The organism is Sporosarcina sp. QA0331, from assembly GCF_055808055.1.
In genome coordinates this window covers 4071561-4089178 of sequence record NZ_CM147850.1, presented here as the reverse complement: position 1 = coordinate 4089178, position 17618 = coordinate 4071561, and the positions used below count along the sequence as shown (strand labels likewise).

Here is a 17618-nt window from a genome sequence, read left to right as displayed (position 1 = left end):
AAGTATAGGCTAGGGAGTCGATGATTATTCCTTATGAACCATTATAGTTATTCATAACCTCTAAAAATGGGCTTTTAAGCCAGTCTAAGCAAGCAGAAGCGCTTTTTTCCACCATCTCTTCAATAAGCGGCTGTTCTTCCTTGCTGAATGGGGCCAGTACATAGTCTGGCACTTTCATGCCGCCTGTCGGACGTCCGATCCCGATGCGGATTCTGTTGAAGGCATCGGAGCCTAGATGGGCAATCAATGATTTCATGCCGTTATGGCCGCCAGCGCTTCCTTTTTGACGCAATCGAAGTTTGCCCGGAGCGAGGTCCAAGTCGTCGTATAGGACAACGATGTCTTCGAGCACTACATCATAATAATCCATGAGCGGTCCGACACATTCCCCTGAGAGATTCATATATGTCAAAGGTTTAACGAGCATCACTTTGCCTTCCGGACGGTGGATGATCGTATAGGCGCCGTTGAATTTCAGTTGCATAGCAGGGGCACCCAATCGATTAGCTAATTCATCGATTACATGGAAGCCGACGTTATGTCTCGTTTTTTCGTATTGCTTCCCCGGGTTTCCGAGGCCGATTATCATTTTCATTAGGCGTTCTTCCCTCTATCATTCATTATATACAAGCATCGCAAAAGCCCTTCTTCGTTACGGCTAGGGCAAAGATGTGCTCCTAACGCTTCGCTTTTACTCGCAAAAGCCGTTCTTCGTTACGGCTTTCATTATAAAAAGGGCGCACGCTTTGCACGTGCGCTCCAACTGTTGTTATTGGTCTTCCTCTTTTTCACCGATGACTTCCGGTTCCGCATCCGCAGCACCCGTATCGGCGTCAAGCTCTTCCAATTCCTCTTCGGAACGTGGAGCGGAGATGGTAACGAGTGCGTACTCATCATCCGTAATAATTTCAAACTTCGATTTCCCGCGCACGTCTGCGACTGTCAATGTGTCGCCGATTTGCATTTCGGAAATATCGACTTCAAACGACTCCGGAATATCCGAAGGTTTGACTTTGATCGTCACTTCACGGTTCGGCTGCTGTACGACGCCGCCTTCCTTCTCGCCGACGGATTCGCCGACAAGATGTACCGTCACATCGACTACAAGCTCTTCAGACATATCGATTGCGAGGAAGTCCGCATGGCGGATATCGCCTTTTAAAGCATCTTCCTGAAAATCGTTCAAGACGACATTCAATTCCTTGCCATTGACTTCGAGCTTGATAACTCCATTGCGCCCGACTTCACGCAATGTTTTCATTAGATCGCCCTCTTTTATGGCGATTGGTGTAGATTCTGTATTATATCCATAAACAACCGATGGGATAAACCCGTCATTTCGTAATGCTGTCAAAGCTGATCTCGTTTTTGTTTCTCTTGGTTTCGACTGAATTGCTGTACTCATTTGCGTAGTCACCTTTCCTAAAAAAGTATATTCTATCTCTTGAAATACCCAAAATCAGACGACATGAAACTAACTGACTTGCTTATTCAAACAATGTGCTGACAGATTTTTCTTCAAATACACGTTTAACTGCTTCACCCAAAAGTTTCGCAATCGACAATTGCTTGATTTTCGGTGATTTTTTGCTTTCCGGCAGTTCGATTGAATTCGTAATGACCAATTCTTTGATTTGTGAATTGTCGATCCGTTCGATTGCAGGGCCGGATAACACCGGATGCGTACAGCAAGCGTACACTTCCTTTGCGCCGCTCTCGATAATCGCGTTCGCTGCGATTGTAATCGTTCCGGCAGTATCAATGATGTCATCGATCAAAATTGCTGTTTTTCCTTCGACGTTTCCTACAATGCTCATTACTTCGGCAACGTTCGGACGTGGACGGCGCTTGTCGATGATTGCGATTGGCGCTTTCATGCGGTCTGCCATTTTACGTGCCCGTGTTACGCCGCCGTGATCCGGAGATACGATAACGAGTTCGTTGCCTTCCAAGCCTTTTCCTTTGAAATATTCCGTTAAGATCGGTTCTGCCACGAGATGGTCGATCGGAATGTCAAAGAAGCCTTGGATTTGCGGTGCATGCAAATCGATTGCGATGACACGGTCTGCACCCGCTTTTTCAAGCAAGTTCGCTACGAGCTTCGCCGTGATCGGTTCACGGGAGCGCGCTTTGCGGTCTTGGCGTGCATAGCCATAATAAGGCATAACAACATTGATTGTACGGGCTGATGCGCGCATCAATGCGTCAATCATGATAAGGAGCTCCATCAGGTTATCATTGACTGGGTTGGAGGTTGATTGGATGACAAAAACATCGCAACCTCGGATACTTTCTTCGATATTGATTTGAATTTCTCCGTCACTGAAACGTTTGACGGAGCACTTGCCGAGTGGGCGTCCGATTTCGTCCGCTACTTCTTGTGCAAGTGTTTCGTTAGAATTTAAAGAGAATATCTTCAGTTTATCATTAGGATAATGATTAGCCATCATGGTCCCCCTGGTTAGTTAAGATTTAATTTTGTTGCGTATCCTTCTTTATTCTCCTGGCGCGCACGCCCAATTGCAAGTGAACTTTCTGGTACATCTTTTGTAATGGTCGATCCAGCCGCTACATAAGCGCCTTTGCCAACTTTTACAGGTGCCACCAGATTTGAATTGCAGCCGACAAACGCATTATCTTCGATTGTTGTCTGGTACTTATTTTTACCGTCGTAATTCACTGTGATCGTTCCGCAGCCGATGTTGACATGTGTGCCGACTTCCGCATCACCGATATAGCTGAGGTGGGAAACCTTGCTTCCTTCTCCAAGACTTGACTTTTTAACTTCGACAAAATTGCCGATTTTTACATTGTCGCTGAGTTTGGATTCCGGACGGATATGTGCGAACGGGCCTACTGTCGTACCGGACCCGATGATGCTGTCCCGTACAACTGACGAATGGATGGTTGTATGATCGCCAATTTCACTATTGACGATATGACTGTTCGGTCCAATGTTACATTTATCCCCAATGACCGTCTGTCCTTCGATCATCGTGCCTGGTTGAAGAACTGCATCCTTGCCGATTTTTGCATCCGCGCTAATATACGTGCTGCCTGGGTCGATGATTGTAACGCCGTTTCGCATATGAGATTCTGCAATCCTCTGTCGCATCACTTTTTCTGCCTCAGACAGGATGACACGGTCGTTAATGCCGATCGTTTCGCTGAAGTCATCAGTTACGAAGGCTGAGATTAATGCTTGTTCAGACTTTAGGATGCCGATGACATCAGGCAGATAATATTCACCTTGTGCATTTTCGTTCTTCACTTTTTTCAAAGCTTCGAACAGTGCACGATTGTCAAAGCAGTATGTTCCCGTATTGATTTCGGTCACTTTCCGCTCTTCCGATGATGCATCTTTATGCTCAACATTGCGAAGGACGTTTCCTTGTTCATCCCGAATGATGCGGCCGTAGCCTGTAGGATCGTCGGCATGCGCGGTCAGGATTGTCGCTTTCGCCTTCGTGTCGGAGTGGTGTGCAATCAATGCTTGCATCGTTTCCGATTTAATAAGCGGTGTGTCTCCGCAGACGACGAGCGTAATCCCTTCGAGTTCGCCTAGCCGGTCCTCTGCATGCTGAACCGCATGTGCCGTACCGAGCTGTTCTGCCTGAAGGGCATATTCACTTTTGGCACCAAGCGTTTCTTCTACCATTTCTGCGCCGTGGCCGACAATCGTTACGATTTTATCCGCGCCGATTCCGAGGATATGGTCGACAACGTGTTCGACCATCGGTTTTCCACAGACAGGATGCAATACTTTATATAAATCGGACTTCATCCGCGTCCCTTGCCCTGCAGCTAGGACGATGGCATATGTATTCGTCATTTGCTGGCCTCCATCCATAATTTCATTATTGACTATAGCTGAAAATAATATAAATTTCAACTATCCCCTCTTGACAATGTAATGTAATTCTTTTAATATTGTTCGTTTCTTTTTTATTTGTGCATGAAAATGGGAATTTCCACTTTAAGCGGTTGAGTTCCGCCCAAATTCCTGCTGATCTTAGCAATAAAAAAGAAAAAAGCTGTCACAGAAAGTCATATGTACTGACTTCTGTACAGCCTCTTTGATGCTATTCTTAATAACTTACGCTCCAGCCTCTTCGAGCACTCCTTTTTCCTCAACCATATGATACGCGGTTAGGACGGCGTCTTGTACTTTCATCCTCGCCGAAGTGTTGATCGGGTGTGCGACGTCACGGAATTCTCCTTCCGGCGTGCGCTTGCTCGGCATCGCGACAAACAATCCGTCATTCCCCTCAATGACACGGATGTCATGTACGACAAACTCACCGTCTAAGGTAATCGATGCGATCGCCCTCATCCGGCCGTCCGTCTCAACTTTCCTCAGTCTTACGTCTGTTACCTCCATTATTTCCCCACTCCCTTTGTTGTTTCTCTAGCTTCGAACGTCGAGGCGTCCTGCGCTTTCGTTTTATGCTCAACGATTATATTCAACAAAAGTAAGCATTTCCCTTTTATTTTTGCAAACTTTTTCTAAAAAACTTTTTTATCAACTTTTTAGGCAATAAAATGATGCCGCTCGAGTATGAGAGAAATTCGATTCAGTAATGACCCCTTTTAGAAAAGTAGTAGAAGCTGGTCATGTAGAAAACACTGTGCTGTGACCGCCTGATTTGTTGGCCCAACCGCCTGAAACGGCTTTTCGATCGCCTGGAAGTGACACGCAACCGCCTGATAACTGACATAATTGCCTGAAGCAACACTAGAATCGCCTGATAGACTATCCAAACCGCCGGATGTAGTCCTGCCACCGCCTGAAAGCCCTATGACTATCTTGCAATAGACCTTACACACAGCTTCTTCCGTAAAAAACATAAAAACAGACGAAGGAAAATGTATGTTTCACTTCGTCTGTTCTAAAATATTGGTTTTTATTCCCCTGCAAGGGCGATGACTTCGATTTCGACGGATGCATCTTTCGGCAGTCTTGCCACTTCTACTGTTGAACGTGCAGGAGTGTGGGAACCGAAATGTTGTGCGTATACGTCATTCAATGCTGCGAATTGGTTCATGTCCTTGATGAATACGGTTGCCTTGATGACTTGATCAAGGGAAGATCCCGCTTCTTCCAAAACTGCTTTCAAGTTGGCGAAAACTTGGTTCGTCTGCTCTTCGATCGTTCCTTCGACGAGAAGCCCGTCCGGCGTCATTGGAAGTTGGCCAGATGTATAGACCAATCCATTCACTTTCACTGCTTGTGCATAAGGTCCAATTGCTTTTGGTGCATTTTCAGTAGCTACATAATTCATTCCGTTTTTCCACCCTTCTTAAAATAGTTTCCTTCTTCCAGTTCAATCGTACGATCCTTTTCATTCACCGCACGGAGCTTGACTAAGGACAAGTAATCGTCAACAAGCACTTCCTCGGTATGTTCCGCCTCTACTAAGACAGCGGTACCCGCAAGCTCGCAGTCGAATTCCTCCAATAAATTCTTCATGCCGGCCATCGTTCCGCCCGCTTTCATGAAGTCATCGGTGATCAAAACTCTTTTGCCGCTCTTCATACTTCTCTTCGATAATACCATTGTCTGGATACGGCGTGTAGAGCCGGACACGTAGTTAATGCTGACTGTCGAACCTTCCGTCACTTTACTATCCCTACGGACGATGACAACAGGGACATTCAAATGGCGTGCAATCGCATGGGCAATCGAAATGCCTTTCGTCGCAACCGTCATAATGACGTCGATCTCCGTATCGCCGAATGCGGAAGCGAATACTTTACCGATGCGATCCATCATTTTAGGATCCCCTAAAAAATCAGTCATATATAAATAACCGCCAGGCAATAAGCGATCCGATCGACCAAGATTTTCTTTAATAAGGGCGATCACTTCACGGACTTCCGTTTCGGAGACTTGCGGAATGTATTTCACTCCACCAGCAGCACCCGACACAGTCATCAGTTTGCCTGTCCCATTCTCCTCGAAAGTCTCCTTGATGATCGTCAAATCTTCACTTATGGATGACTTTGCGGCATGATAGCGCTCGGAGAAGAAAGTGAGCGGTATGAGTGTATGAGGATTTTCCAATAGATGACGCGTCATATCGACGAGTCTTCCGCTCCTTTTCCACTTCATGATTAACAACCCCTAAACCCGAATGTTTTATTCGTAGATTATCATAATTATACGTCTTTAATCAAGCGGAAAACGTTCTCCGACCATTCTTACAGCATGAACTTCCTTGCAGAAGCCCTTTAGTCCATTGTAAATCCTTGAGACTCTCGCTTCCTGCCGGACGAAACCGAAAACAGTCGGTCCGCTTCCGCTCATCAACACTGCATCTGCTCCAAATTGCTCCATCTTTTCTTTTAAGACGACGACTTGCGGATGTAATTTCATCGTCACCGGCTCCAGGACATTGCCTAACGATGCACACATTTTCTCGTAATTTCCCGAATGTAATGCTTCAAGCATACCTGCTGTGTCAGGATGCTTGATGGAATTGACATCGAGGTTACGATAAATATCCGCCGTAGAAACGGAGATTGAAGGTTTTGCAAGGATGACCCAACAATTAGGCGGTGCCGGCAAATGCTGGATCTTCTCCCCGCGCCCTTTCGCCAGCGCCGTCCCTCCGTGAACGCAGAACGACACATCCGATCCGATCTTTGCGCCGAGTTCCGCCAATTCATCCGCACTTAGATGCAGCTTCCAAAGCCGATTTAAACCGCGTAATGTCGCCGCGGCGTCGGAACTGCCTCCCGCAAGACCTGCGGCTACAGGTATTTTCTTGTCGAGCGTAATCTCGACCCCTTCGCGAATGCCGTATTTCCGTCTCAGCAAATCTGCTGCCTGATAGGCTAAATTTTTTCGGTCATTCGGGACGAACCGCTCGGAAACCCTAATATTGATATGCCCGTCATTCGATGGGCGAAGCCAGACACGGTCAGCCAAATCGACTGTCGTCATGATCATTTCCACTTCATGAAAACCGTCGGGGCGTTTATGTAGGACATCGAGTGTCAGGTTGATTTTTGCAGGTGCTTTCTCATATAACATCCAGCCCCCTCCATTCCAAGCTTGTCATTGTTCCCTATTTTACCATAGGGCGAATGGATTTCACCCTGAAAAATTACAAAAGTTGAGAGTGGTTGCTAAGAGGCGACAGGATTCTTACTGAAACAGCTAAGCCAAAGGTCCCGAAATGACAATATGACTTGGGAAATGATCGATAACTTTCAGGAAATGACCGATATCTTTCATAGTGGTCTTTTGCCACTACACGTTGACTCAAGTGAAAGAAAAGAGCTGCACGGCGTCTAGTACGACATCCATGCAGCTCTTCCTTTGTCAGTCGTTCATGAGATGGGTGGATCTTAGCTGTCGTTCCGTTTTTCCGCCAATCCACGCTCCGCCATCTGAATGGCGTACTTCACCATGTTTCCGGCGTCGCGCGATTTGATGCCTCCCCAACCTTCCCGCTGAACAACATCGTAAAAGCCAAGCTCTTTCGCAATTTCTTCCTTCAAGTGCTCAGACATTATACTACGTCTTCTCGCCATTAGGTTTTTCCTCCTTATCGACTGACAAAACTAGTATGAGCAATGGGCATAAAAAAACACCTATGCGCATCCGTAAAGGAAGACATAGGTATTTTTAATAAAAAACAATACATGATTGCTATAAAAACCTATTTGATGATGAACGCAGTGGCGTCCCCATCATCCAGAACTGTTATTTCGACTGCTTCAGTCAAAATATCCGCGTAGCTGTAAGATACCCTTTCAAAAGCATTTTCATCCTGGTCCAGTTCAACAACAAAAACTGCCCGATACGTCTCACGAAGGACTCCGGCACGTTCGATTGTTTTCTTACGGCCGCCGTTTGCTCTTAAGTGCAAACGTTTCCCCAAGTGAGCATCCAATGACTTCTTAATGTCCGCTAATGTTTTTGGCACGTCGCTTACACCTCACTGGATACTAGTATAACACTTTTAAAAAGTTCTGTCAATTAAAAGAAGAATTTTATCAGTAAAACCTTATTGATGTCAATTCTTTTTTCGTCCTATTCGACGAATTCACCCATTAATTCCCCTATTTGTCATGATTTTTTAAAATCTGCATGTAAAACATTCGACAAATCCCCGAACTCCTTAATGGATAATGTCTCACCTCTCCTGCCCGGATCCATGCCGATCCGCTCGAACGCCTCAAGAATTTGCTCCTTTTTTGCCTTTCCGTCAGGCAACGAGGATTGCAAATTGTTCAGCAACGTCTTCCTTCTTTGAACGAATGAACCCCTTGCCACCTCGAATAGAAAGTCTTCGTCTATTACTTCCACAGGTGGTTCTGCTTTTTTTGTGAGCTTCAGCACAGCTGATTCGACATTCGGCTGTGGAATGAAAACCGTTTTCGGCACAATCATCGATACTTCGGCATCCATGTAATATTGAACCGCGATTGATAATGATCCGTATGCTTTCGTACTTGGAGACGCAGTAATACGATCTGCCACTTCCTTTTGCATCATGATCACCATGCCACGAATGGGTACTTTTCCGAGCAAAAACTTCATTATGATTGGCGTCGTCACATAATAAGGGAGATTCGCTACAACGACAATATCGTCGTATTCGCTAAATTGCTCCTCGACGACTTTATTCAAATCTGCCTCGAGGACATCTTGGTTGATGATCGTGACATTGTTATACGGCGACAATGTATCTTCCAACACAGGCAGCAGACGTCCGTCGATTTCAAATGCAACAACCTTTCCTGCAGTACGTGCCAGATGCTCCGTCAATGCCCCGATGCCCGGTCCAATTTCGATGACGCCTGTTTTGTCCGTCAATTCAGCATGCGAAACGATGTTACGCAATATATTGGGATCGATCAAAAAGTTTTGCCCTAAGCTCTTTTTGAATGAAAACCCATGCTTCTCCAAAATTTCCTTTGTTCTAATGGGCGTTGCAATATCCCTATTCATGGCCATCCTCCTCATGCAGGACTTTCAATGCCTCCGTTAATTGATGTTGCCCAATCCGGAACATTTCCAGTCTTTTTTTCAATCCTTTGCCGTTCACTTGTCCGATTTGCAGTATTTCACTTAGCCGGTCGCGCCTTTTTTTCGCATCGGGATGACCAATAAGCCTTTCATCCAACAGCATCCGCAAAGGAATCTCCTCGATTGGTTGGACGTCGACTGAATAGACCGCTTCGAGTGCTTTTTGAATATCTTCATCCTTCGCATGCTCGATGCCAAGTCCTTGGCCGTTTTTCGCAATCGTTTTCGATTTATGCAAAAATGCGTGTTTGACTCCGGGAATCTGTTCTTCAATAATGGAGCGGATCCGCTTGCCCGGAAAATCGGGGTCTGTAAATACGATGACTCCACGTGTCTCCTGGGCGTGGCGAATTTTATCCAACGTCTTTTCGTCGATTGCCGATCCATTCGTTTCAATCGTGTCGGCCCCTGTTGCTCTTTTGATTGCAATTGTGTCAGATTTGCCTTCGACGACGATGATTTCTTTTATGTTCACAGTGACCCTCATTTCGTTAGGTTACGTTGGTTTAATTTTACGTGTTGAATAGGTTCTTGTACAGGCAATCGAACAGCGAAGGGTTCGATTTTCCGTATTTCTGCGCACTTTGCAGAAATTAAGGCAGCCATGGTCAAAATCATGAAAAAAACCGCGGGACTGGTTAGCCCCACGGATCGATGTGGAAATAAAATTTTTGCTATGAAATTAGTCGATCACTTTGACTTTCACTGTACGACGGCCGAAATTGTATGCTGCCGATTTTGTTGGTACATGAAGATCGATCTTCTTCCCTTTGATCGCGCCGCCAGTATCCCCAGCGATCGCGTATCCGTATCCTTCCACCCATACTTTGGAGCCGAGCGGAATGACGCTAGGATCTACGGCAATCACTTTGAGATTCGGATTGGCTCTTAGGTCGATGCCTGTTGCCGTTTTCCCTGTACATCCGTTACAGTGCGCTGTGTAGGCAGTGGCAGTTACGTAGAATTCCTTCCCGCCTGACGGTGCTGCTGAGCTGCCACGTGATACTGCGACATTGGATTTTTTATTGTAGGCACTTGCCACAACCACTTTGGAACCGACCGCAACAATTTTCTTTTGCGGTTCCTTAATGACTTTCTCATTCAATAACGTTCGAGATACTTCCTTGCCATTCTCTTTGACAATTTCAAACTTGCGTTCAACAGACCCCTTCTCACCTTCCTGGACAACTTTTTCGCGTCCTTTCAGCAATTTGGCGTCACTCTTCGTTACAACTGCAAAGTTTGTTGGTTCTTCCACTACATCGGTGACCTTTTCTACACGTACGACTTCCACTATTGAACCAGGCTTCACGTATCCGTCCGCCTTACGGTTCAGCTTGTCGTGTTCATTCAATTGAATGTTCTCTCTCTTTAAAAAGTCAGCGACCGTAGTCGAAGTTGACCACCTTTGTTTCTCATTTCCGCCATCGATAAGCGTCAATTGGAACGCTTTTTGAACATTGATTCGTAGATCTTCTTCTAGGTTTTCATCCAGATTCGGCATGACCTTATCATGTTCTGTAAGGTCGATTCCGGCAGCGGCCAAAATATCGCCGACTTTACGATCCGTCGTCCAAATCTTTTCGGTTTCCTTACCTGTTTGAATTTCTACTTGCTTTGCCTGTTCCCACCTGATCGATAACCCTTCCTCGACCGGGGTATTCACTGAGGGTGTTACTAAATCGTGTTCAGCAACTTCGATATCTTGACTTGCAAGAAGTTGCCCAACTGTATGTGCAGATGTTTTTATTTCAATTTGCTCATCGTTCACATGAAGCGTGACCGATTTCTTAGATCCTTCGTAAAGAACAAGTGAAATGATTGAAACGAATAGCGCCAATGCAACAGCAGCAGCTGCTATTTGTTTACTCCTCAATGACATCGAGAACAGATTTTTCATGGTGTTTTTTGTCATGAAAAAACTCCTCCTTTATCACTCGGCTGATTATAAAGCTTCCTTTTCAACGTGTCAACTCATTAGAACCTCAAGTCCTGCGACTATGTATCGTTGAATTCAGGCAGGAAGCTATACAATCAGCCTTCGCATTATTTCGAAATACGGAAGATCTTTAAAGCATTTTCGGTCGTTCGTTTTGCCACCTCTTCAACGGGAATTTCTTTCAATCGCGCGATTTCTTCCGCCACGAGCGTGACGAGAGCCGGCTCATTCCGTTTTCCACGATGAGGGTGGGGAGCAAGGTAAGGAGCATCTGTTTCAATCAATAAATGATCCAATGAGATGTCCGTTGCCACTTGCTTCGGCATCTTGGCGTTTTTGAAGGTGACGGGGCCGCCAAGGGAGATGAGGAAGTTCATATTTATGCATTCTTTCGCAGTTTCGACGCTCCCGCCATAACAGTGCATGATCCCGCCCGTAATGCCGGCATCCTCTTCTTTCAATATCCTGACGACATCCCCGGTAGCGTCACGATTATGAATGATAATTGGTAAATCGACTTTTTGTGCAAGCCGTATTTGCTTTCGGAACAATTCTTGCTGAACGTCTTTCGGAGATTTATCCCAATAATAATCCAAACCGGTTTCCCCGATGCCGACGACTTTCGGATGCGCTGCCAAGGACTCGATCCATTCCAAATCTTTTTCGGTACAATCAATGGCGTCAACTGGATGCCAGCCGACGACCGCGTAAATGAACGGGTATTCCTCAGCCAGTTCCATCGCCTTCTCAATCGTCACACGATCGAAGCCGACGACAACCATTGTGTTGACCTCTGCATCAATAGCGCGTTGAATGACTTCTTTAACATCTTCTTCATATTGTTCTGCATTCAAATGGACATGAGTATCGATATACATTTTGCGTCTCTCCTCACAAGCTTCATTCTATTTCAATGAAATATGACTTTCGTTACAGTATGGTGACAAATCGGTTAAAAGATAAAGACGGCGCCTCTATTAAGAAACGCCGTCCTTTTCAATTACTTCACTTTTGCACCGTTTTCCAAAGATGGATCAACGGTTGCCAATTTCAAAACGCCATTTGACTCGCCCGATAAAATCATACCTTCGGATAATTCGCCGCGTAATTTCACCGGCTTCAAATTGGCGACAACAATCACTTTTTCACCGATCAACTCTTCCGGTTCATAATGCTCCGCAATGCCGGAGACGACTTGGCGTTTTTCACTGCCCAAATCGAGTTGGAATTTCAATAGCTTGTCCGCTTTTGGAATCCTCTCACACGCAAGAACAGTCGCGACACGCAAATCAATTTTTGCAAAGTCATCGATCGTGATTTCTTCCGTTTCGTCTTCGACTTCAGCAGGCTTTTCCTCCAGCTTTTCTTTAGGCGCCGTAATGGCCATCTGATCACGGATATAGACGATTTCCACATCCGGATCTAGACGAGGGAAGATCGGAACTCCCTTTTCCACAACTTTCGTCCCTGCAGGAATAGCATCAAAATCACCTAATGTTTCCCACGCAAGCATTGTTTCATTCAACCCGAGCTGTTCAATGATTTGAATCGGTGCCTTCGTCATGAACGGCTGCAATAGAACCGCAATTTGGCGAAGTGATGCTGCTAGATGAGCCATGACGGATGCCAATTTCCCTTTATCCGCCTCTTCTTTTGCAAGCACCCACGGAGATGTTTCATCAATATATTTATTCGTCCGAGAAATGATCGTCCATAGCTCTGAAAGGACGACGCTGAATTGCATCTTTTCCATCGAAGCTTCATATTTCTCGACTGCATTCGTCGTGAAGTCACGCAGTACACTGTCGAATTCGGTCGGCTCAAGCCCCTCTGTAGGAATGACGCCTTCAAAATACTTATTGATCATAGAAACCGTCCGATTCAACAAGTTGCCAAGGTCATTGGCCAAATCGTAATTTGTCCGCTCGACGAATGATTCAGGAGAGAATGTTCCATCTTGTCCGAATGGCAATTCACGAAGAAGGAAATAGCGTGTCGCATCCAAGCCGTAACGCTCCACGAGCATTTCAGGGTAGACGACATTCCCCTTCGATTTCGACATTTTACCGTCCTTCATCATAATGAAACCGTGTGCAAACACTTTTTTCGGCAATGGCAGATCAAGTGCCATAAGGAAAATAGGCCAATAAATCGTATGGAAACGGACGATATCTTTTCCGACGACGTGGACGTCTGCAGGCCAGTATTTATTGAATAGCGTTTCATCATCAGAGCCATATCCGAGCGCTGTGATGTAATTCGTCAATGCATCGACCCACACGTAAATGACATGTTTTGGATCTCCTGGTACTTTAATGCCCCAATCGAATGACATACGGGAGACGGATAAATCTTCAAGTCCAGGTTTGATGAAATTATTGATCATTTCATTTTTCCGTGATTCCGGTTCAATGAAATGCGGATTGTCTTCGTAAAATTGTAGAAGTCTGTCCGCATACTTTTGCATGTTGAAGAAGTATGATTCCTCCGATACCCTTTGCACCGGACGATGACAGTCAGGACAGTTGCCATCTTCAAGCTGCGCCTCGGTGAAATAAGACTCACACGGGACACATTTCCATCCTTCATACTCGCCTTTGTAAATATCACCATTATCGAGGAACTTTTTAAAGATTTTTTCGACGGCCGCTTTATGACGATCCTCCGTTGTCCTAATTAGATCATCATACGAGATGTCCATCAACTTCCATAAATCAATAGCAATATCCGCGATACGATCAACGTATTGCTGTGGAGGAAGACCTTCCTCTTCCGCTTTCTCCTGGATCTTTTGTCCGTGCTCATCCATTCCCGTCAGGAAGTGGACGTCGAATCCACGCAGTCTTTTATAGCGAGCCATCGCATCAGATGCAACGGTCGTATAAGCAGTTCCTATATGAAATTTCCCACTCGGATAATAAATAGGAGTCGTAATGTAAAATGTTTTTCGCTGTTCAGCCACCAAAATACCTCCTGTGTTTCAATCTATACTAACCATTTTAGCTAAAATTCAACAAAAGCGCTATGTAGACACCTAGAAAATCGTTAATCCCCTCATAAACCTCTTTATACACGCATAAATCGTCTAAATTGCTCATAAACATACATAGCACACGCAAAACGCATGTTAAACACTCATAAACCGCTCCACTTACGTATAAACACCACAATAAATTCATTATTAAATTTCCTTAATAATGCTCAAACCGTCTTTCGCTTCCATTTCCCTAAATTACATCCTGAACGGTTACTTAATACCTCAATTTCAATAAAAAAACCAAATATCAATAGTCCTGTTTTCTTCAATCAATCTATTATTCTCCACATAATATTAAGCAGGAATTATTGACGTTAAATGGAAGAGTTGGTATGATATTTGATAGACAAGAGAAATATGTCGAATTTTGACGAAAATTTAATCGTTTAGGAGGAATTCTTGTCATGAAATCTACAGGAATCGTTAGAAAAGTCGACGAGCTAGGACGCGTCGTCATTCCGATCGAGCTTCGCCGTACACTTGGAATTGAGCAGAAAGATGCTTTAGAAATCTATGTCGATGATGACAAAATTATCTTGAAGAAATACATGCCAAATATGACTTGTTCTATTACTGGCGAGGTGTCCGACAATAACTTGCAACTTATTGACGGAAAGCTAATTTTAAGCCCGGATGGTGCTAGACAACTCATTAAAGAGATCGAAGAGAAGATAAAATAATATTATTGTTACAATAATAATTTGAATCCAGAACAATTTTCTGTTCTGGATTTTTATTATAATTTTTCGTTTACATGATACTCCTGATAGACATCCCTTTTAGATAGTCCTCTTTCAGATGCCACTAATTTGATCGCTTCCTTCGATGAAACCTTTTCCTTTTCCATCACCATTTCCACATGGGTTGGAATGCTTATATCCTTCCACCAATTTTCAGCCACTTCTTCTACATCGTCATTCCCTGCAATGACGATACAAAATTCCCCTCTTATTTCAGTTGATTCCACCCAAGAAACGGCTTCCTCAAGCGTTCCGCGGAGAAATTCCTCATACCGTTTCGTCAATTCCCTCGCTAGTACGACCTGGCGCGAACCGCCGAATGCTTCGGCAATTGCTTTGACCGTTTCCTTCAAGCGATGAGGCGCTTCATATAGGAGCAAAGTCTCCTCCTTCTGCTTCAGCTTTCGCAATTGCTCGTTGCGCTCCTTTTTCTGTCGCGGCAGAAATCCGAAGAATGTGAATGGCTGCGTTTGGAGCCCCGAAGCGACTAATGCACTGATGGCAGCATTGGCTCCAGGAACTGGAACGACATCGAATCCCTCTTCAATTGCTTTCGTAGCAATATCATTACCGGGATCGGATATGCACGGCATTCCTGCGTCACTCACTAAGGCGACAGTCTTCCCTTCCGCCAGTAACGACAGGATTTTTTCCCCGCCCTTCTCGAGATTATGCTCATGGTAGCTCATAAGCGGTGTCTTAATGTCGAAGTGATTGCAAAGCCTGATCGTATTCCTCGTATCTTCCGCCGCTATCATATCCGCTTCCTCAAGAATCCGAATTGCTCGGAAAGTCATGTCCTCCAAATTACCAATCGGCGTCCCAACAAGAAATAGCTTCGCATCTCCCGCTTCAGCGCTTTTCTGTGATTTCATCGATACGTTGCCCCTTCCTTATATATCGTTCCTTTGCAGGCCTCGTTAATTGTTTGAACTGATATTCAGCCCGCATCGCATCCTGCTTCGTTTCATAGCTTTCCTGGTAAATGAGACGAACCGGAAGTTTGGCACGCGTATATTTTGCACCTTTTCCTTCATTATGGGTGCGGATGCGCTTCTCCAAATCATTTGTATAGCCGGCATAATAGGAGCCGTCATTGCATTCAAGGACATAGAACAGATGCTCATTCGTCTTGTCCATGTAATAAAAGCCTCACTTCTTCTGTATACTCCCCATCTTCTCCATAGACATAGAGTGGCGGCAATATTTTCAAATCGGGCTTGCCGTCTTTTATTCCTTCTATTAGCAACGTATTGGCTTCTTTGCCTTCCTTCGGGTACACGAAACGGATCCTTTTCGGTTCCAACCTGTTCGCACGCATCGCTGTCACAATATCTAACAGCCTTCCGGGTCTATGAACAAATGCTGCCTTCCCGCCCTGTTTCAACAACTCACTCGCGGACTTTACAGCTTGTTCAAGCGTCAAACGGATTTCATGTCTCGCGATGGCGACATGCTCCTTCAAGTTTTTCTCGCTCGCTTCAATCGCAGGGAAATAAGGAGGATTACAAGTAACCGTATCAAATTTTTCATAGCCAATCTTCCCTGCAATTCCAATCACGTCGTCATTTATAATGGAAATCCGTTCATCTAATCCATTATAGCCAACACTTCGCCGTGCCATATCAGCAAGTCTCTCCTGCAGTTCAACTGCAATAATATCTGCATTCGTCCGGGAACTTAAGAAAAGTGGGATTGCTCCGTTACCCGCACATAAATCGACAATTTTTCCCGAACGGATCGGCACATACGCAAATTTTGCTAGTAGGACGGCATCGAGTGAAAATGAAAAGACGGACGGACTCTGAATGATCCGCAAGTTTTCCGCCAATAGATAATCCAGTCGTTCATCGTCCTTCAATAAATTCTCCATATCTTCTCCTCCGGTTGAATTAAATCTTCTTTCTAAAAAAGCTTCGCTATATAAGATGAACAAAAGAAACAGACATTCTTTAGACGCCGTTGCTTTCCGTTTCAGGCGGACGCTTTCCGCGGGCACGGCTTCAATCTCCTCGGACGTTGCTTCCAAAGCTATCGCTTTTGGTCGCAAAAGCCGTTCTTCGTAACGGCTTTGCCTGCGGGGCTTTCAGCTCGCGCTGTTCCCGCTGGAGTCGCCGCCTTCCACTCCAATCAACTGTAATCCCTGAGTACCAATTATTTATTCAGATTATATAGTTCCATTCAAAATGATTAAGATCTAAATAATTGCATATTTTTGTTTTGTGATTATGAGGTGATCCTTTCATACTTTATCATTAGAGAAGCAGCAGTTTCTTGAAGTGCAAACACGAGACTCCTCGAAAATGCTACGCATTTCCTTCGTGTGATGTAGATTCGAGGAGGGTTATTCAGTGTCCTGCGGAAAAAGCGTTAGGTGGAGACCCCGCAGGAGTACCGGTTGTGGCAACGCCCGTGGAAAGGGAGTGGCGGAACGGAAAGAAATTGCCATGTTATAGACAGAAAAGAGCCGATGCCTACATAATTATAGGATCGGCTCATCTCAAGCATTCTGTTTGCTCAGGAAGGATAGGCAGAACAAACAATCTTCCCCTTTACGGCTGCTTCCATAATGGACATTGCAGACGTGATATCCTTCATTATATAACCTGGCCAAGTTGTCCACCCCTTCGCCAATATCGACTTTATGGGGCTTAACAGGCGGCCTTTGTTCATCTATCAATTGGGTTTTGTCAGTCAGTTCTTCAAGCCGTGTCCGGAGATGATGGTTTTCCAGTTGAAGTGAGTGGTTCTCTTCCGTCATCTTCGCCACAAATCCAATAAGTTCCCGGAATTGCTCATGCATGGCTTCGAGCTGCTGCTCAAACTCCATTACTCTGTCGAGAAAGTTCCCTTCTTTCAACT

Annotated in this window: 20 protein-coding genes; 1 reads left to right on the top strand and 19 read right to left on the bottom strand. The window is 45.1% G+C overall.

Annotation, left to right across the window (positions count from 1 at the left end; all coding sequences use genetic code 11):
- Positions 1-31: 31 nt before the first annotated feature.
- The 15 genes from pth to metG form a co-directional block, all read right to left on the bottom strand.
- Positions 32-595 carry an aminoacyl-tRNA hydrolase gene (gene pth, locus AC0L13_RS20770; protein ID WP_473642610.1) on the bottom strand — a complete coding sequence of 188 codons (564 nt, stop codon included), beginning with the start codon at positions 593-595 and terminating at the stop codon, positions 32-34.
- Positions 596-769: 174 nt separating this feature from the next.
- Positions 770-1405, bottom strand: a complete 636-nt coding sequence (locus AC0L13_RS20765; RefSeq protein WP_473642608.1) for a 50S ribosomal protein L25/general stress protein Ctc — start codon at positions 1403-1405, stop codon at positions 770-772.
- An 82-nt stretch (positions 1406-1487) separates the two neighbouring features.
- On the bottom strand, positions 1488-2447 hold the full coding sequence (locus AC0L13_RS20760) for a ribose-phosphate diphosphokinase (RefSeq protein ID WP_473642606.1): 960 nt from the start codon (positions 2445-2447) through the stop codon (positions 1488-1490).
- 14 nt (positions 2448-2461) lie between these two features.
- On the bottom strand, positions 2462-3832 hold the full coding sequence (gene glmU / locus AC0L13_RS20755) for a bifunctional UDP-N-acetylglucosamine diphosphorylase/glucosamine-1-phosphate N-acetyltransferase GlmU (protein ID WP_473642604.1): 1371 nt from the start codon (positions 3830-3832) through the stop codon (positions 2462-2464).
- A 264-nt stretch (positions 3833-4096) separates the two neighbouring features.
- Positions 4097-4381, bottom strand: a complete 285-nt coding sequence (gene spoVG, locus AC0L13_RS20750) for a septation regulator SpoVG (RefSeq protein WP_440502169.1) — start codon at positions 4379-4381, stop codon at positions 4097-4099.
- 523 nt (positions 4382-4904) lie between these two features.
- Positions 4905-5282, bottom strand: a complete 378-nt coding sequence (locus tag AC0L13_RS20745; protein WP_251629951.1) for a RidA family protein — start codon at positions 5280-5282, stop codon at positions 4905-4907.
- A complete protein-coding gene (gene purR / locus AC0L13_RS20740) occupies positions 5279-6112 on the bottom strand; it encodes a pur operon repressor (protein ID WP_440502172.1) in 834 nt (277 codons plus the stop codon). The genes AC0L13_RS20745 and purR overlap by 4 nt, the downstream gene beginning before the upstream one ends.
- A 57-nt stretch (positions 6113-6169) precedes the next feature.
- Positions 6170-7036, bottom strand: a complete 867-nt coding sequence (gene ispE, locus AC0L13_RS20735) for a 4-(cytidine 5'-diphospho)-2-C-methyl-D-erythritol kinase (protein ID WP_473642601.1) — start codon at positions 7034-7036, stop codon at positions 6170-6172.
- 317 nt (positions 7037-7353) lie between these two features.
- Positions 7354-7539 (bottom strand): small, acid-soluble spore protein, alpha/beta type, encoded by a 186-nt coding sequence (locus AC0L13_RS20730; protein WP_440502175.1) that lies wholly within the window; start codon positions 7537-7539, stop codon positions 7354-7356.
- Positions 7540-7667: 128 nt separating this feature from the next.
- Positions 7668-7934 (bottom strand): biofilm formation stimulator Veg, encoded by a 267-nt coding sequence (gene veg, locus AC0L13_RS20725; RefSeq protein ID WP_473642599.1) that lies wholly within the window; start codon positions 7932-7934, stop codon positions 7668-7670.
- Positions 7935-8077: 143 nt separating this feature from the next.
- A complete protein-coding gene (gene rsmA / locus AC0L13_RS20720) occupies positions 8078-8962 on the bottom strand; it encodes a 16S rRNA (adenine(1518)-N(6)/adenine(1519)-N(6))-dimethyltransferase RsmA (RefSeq protein ID WP_473642597.1) in 885 nt (294 codons plus the stop codon).
- Positions 8955-9515 carry a ribonuclease M5 gene (rnmV, locus tag AC0L13_RS20715; RefSeq protein WP_473642595.1) on the bottom strand — a complete coding sequence of 187 codons (561 nt, stop codon included), beginning with the start codon at positions 9513-9515 and terminating at the stop codon, positions 8955-8957. The genes rsmA and rnmV overlap by 8 nt, the downstream gene beginning before the upstream one ends.
- Before the next feature lie 207 nt (positions 9516-9722).
- A complete protein-coding gene (locus tag AC0L13_RS20710) occupies positions 9723-10955 on the bottom strand; it encodes a ubiquitin-like domain-containing protein (protein WP_473642593.1) in 1233 nt (410 codons plus the stop codon).
- A gap of 131 nt (positions 10956-11086) precedes the next feature.
- Complete coding sequence (locus tag AC0L13_RS20705; RefSeq protein ID WP_473642591.1) at positions 11087-11857, bottom strand: TatD family hydrolase; 771 nt, start codon at positions 11855-11857, stop codon at positions 11087-11089.
- A 122-nt stretch (positions 11858-11979) separates the two neighbouring features.
- A complete protein-coding gene (gene metG / locus AC0L13_RS20700) occupies positions 11980-13941 on the bottom strand; it encodes a methionine--tRNA ligase (RefSeq protein WP_473642589.1) in 1962 nt (653 codons plus the stop codon).
- Between the two features lie 479 nt (positions 13942-14420).
- Between metG and AC0L13_RS20695 the strand changes: the two genes are divergently transcribed.
- The gene (locus tag AC0L13_RS20695; protein ID WP_239433317.1) at positions 14421-14696 is read left to right on the top strand and encodes an AbrB/MazE/SpoVT family DNA-binding domain-containing protein; all 276 of its coding nucleotides are present in this window, start codon (positions 14421-14423) and stop codon (positions 14694-14696) included.
- A 56-nt stretch (positions 14697-14752) separates the two neighbouring features.
- On the opposite strand, the gene rsmI is transcribed toward AC0L13_RS20695, so the two are convergent.
- The 4 genes from rsmI to yabA all read right to left on the bottom strand — a co-directional run bounded on the left by rsmI (position 14753) and on the right by yabA (position 17616).
- A complete protein-coding gene (rsmI, locus tag AC0L13_RS20690; protein WP_473642587.1) occupies positions 14753-15631 on the bottom strand; it encodes a 16S rRNA (cytidine(1402)-2'-O)-methyltransferase in 879 nt (292 codons plus the stop codon).
- Entirely contained in the window at positions 15609-15896 is a 288-nt protein-coding gene (locus tag AC0L13_RS20685) for a GIY-YIG nuclease family protein (protein ID WP_473642586.1), read from the bottom strand. Before AC0L13_RS20685 ends, rsmI begins: the two co-directional genes overlap by 23 nt.
- On the bottom strand, positions 15880-16629 hold the full coding sequence (locus AC0L13_RS20680) for a tRNA1(Val) (adenine(37)-N6)-methyltransferase (RefSeq protein WP_473642585.1): 750 nt from the start codon (positions 16627-16629) through the stop codon (positions 15880-15882). The genes AC0L13_RS20685 and AC0L13_RS20680 overlap by 17 nt, the downstream gene beginning before the upstream one ends.
- Before the next feature lie 627 nt (positions 16630-17256).
- Positions 17257-17616, bottom strand: a complete 360-nt coding sequence (gene yabA / locus AC0L13_RS20675) for a DNA replication initiation control protein YabA (RefSeq protein WP_440502195.1) — start codon at positions 17614-17616, stop codon at positions 17257-17259.
- Between the last annotated feature and the right edge of the window lie 2 nt (positions 17617-17618).

Bases quoted from the DNA above. Each gene is read 5' to 3' on its own strand.
- pth (WP_473642610.1), bottom strand. From the start codon at position 595: ATGAAAATGATAATCGGCCTCGGAAACCCGGGGAAGCAATACGAAAAA.
- AC0L13_RS20765 (WP_473642608.1), bottom strand. From the start codon at position 1,405: ATGAGTACAGCAATTCAGTCGAAACCAAGAGAAACAAAAACGAGATCA.
- AC0L13_RS20760 (WP_473642606.1), bottom strand. From the start codon at position 2,447: ATGGCTAATCATTATCCTAATGATAAACTGAAGATATTCTCTTTAAAT.
- glmU (WP_473642604.1), bottom strand. From the start codon at position 3,832: ATGACGAATACATATGCCATCGTCCTAGCTGCAGGGCAAGGGACGCGG.
- spoVG (WP_440502169.1), bottom strand. From the start codon at position 4,381: ATGGAGGTAACAGACGTAAGACTGAGGAAAGTTGAGACGGACGGCCGG.
- AC0L13_RS20745 (WP_251629951.1), bottom strand. From the start codon at position 5,282: ATGAATTATGTAGCTACTGAAAATGCACCAAAAGCAATTGGACCTTAT.
- purR (WP_440502172.1), bottom strand. From the start codon at position 6,112: ATGAAGTGGAAAAGGAGCGGAAGACTCGTCGATATGACGCGTCATCTA.
- ispE (WP_473642601.1), bottom strand. From the start codon at position 7,036: ATGTTATATGAGAAAGCACCTGCAAAAATCAACCTGACACTCGATGTC.
- AC0L13_RS20730 (WP_440502175.1), bottom strand. From the start codon at position 7,539: ATGGCGAGAAGACGTAGTATAATGTCTGAGCACTTGAAGGAAGAAATT.
- rsmA (WP_473642597.1), bottom strand. From the start codon at position 8,962: ATGAATAGGGATATTGCAACGCCCATTAGAACAAAGGAAATTTTGGAG.
- AC0L13_RS20710 (WP_473642593.1), bottom strand. From the start codon at position 10,955: ATGACAAAAAACACCATGAAAAATCTGTTCTCGATGTCATTGAGGAGT.
- AC0L13_RS20705 (WP_473642591.1), bottom strand. From the start codon at position 11,857: ATGTATATCGATACTCATGTCCATTTGAATGCAGAACAATATGAAGAA.
- AC0L13_RS20695 (WP_239433317.1), top strand. From the start codon at position 14,421: ATGAAATCTACAGGAATCGTTAGAAAAGTCGACGAGCTAGGACGCGTC.
- rsmI (WP_473642587.1), bottom strand. From the start codon at position 15,631: ATGAAATCACAGAAAAGCGCTGAAGCGGGAGATGCGAAGCTATTTCTT.
- AC0L13_RS20685 (WP_473642586.1), bottom strand. From the start codon at position 15,896: ATGGACAAGACGAATGAGCATCTGTTCTATGTCCTTGAATGCAATGAC.
- AC0L13_RS20680 (WP_473642585.1), bottom strand. From the start codon at position 16,629: ATGGAGAATTTATTGAAGGACGATGAACGACTGGATTATCTATTGGCG.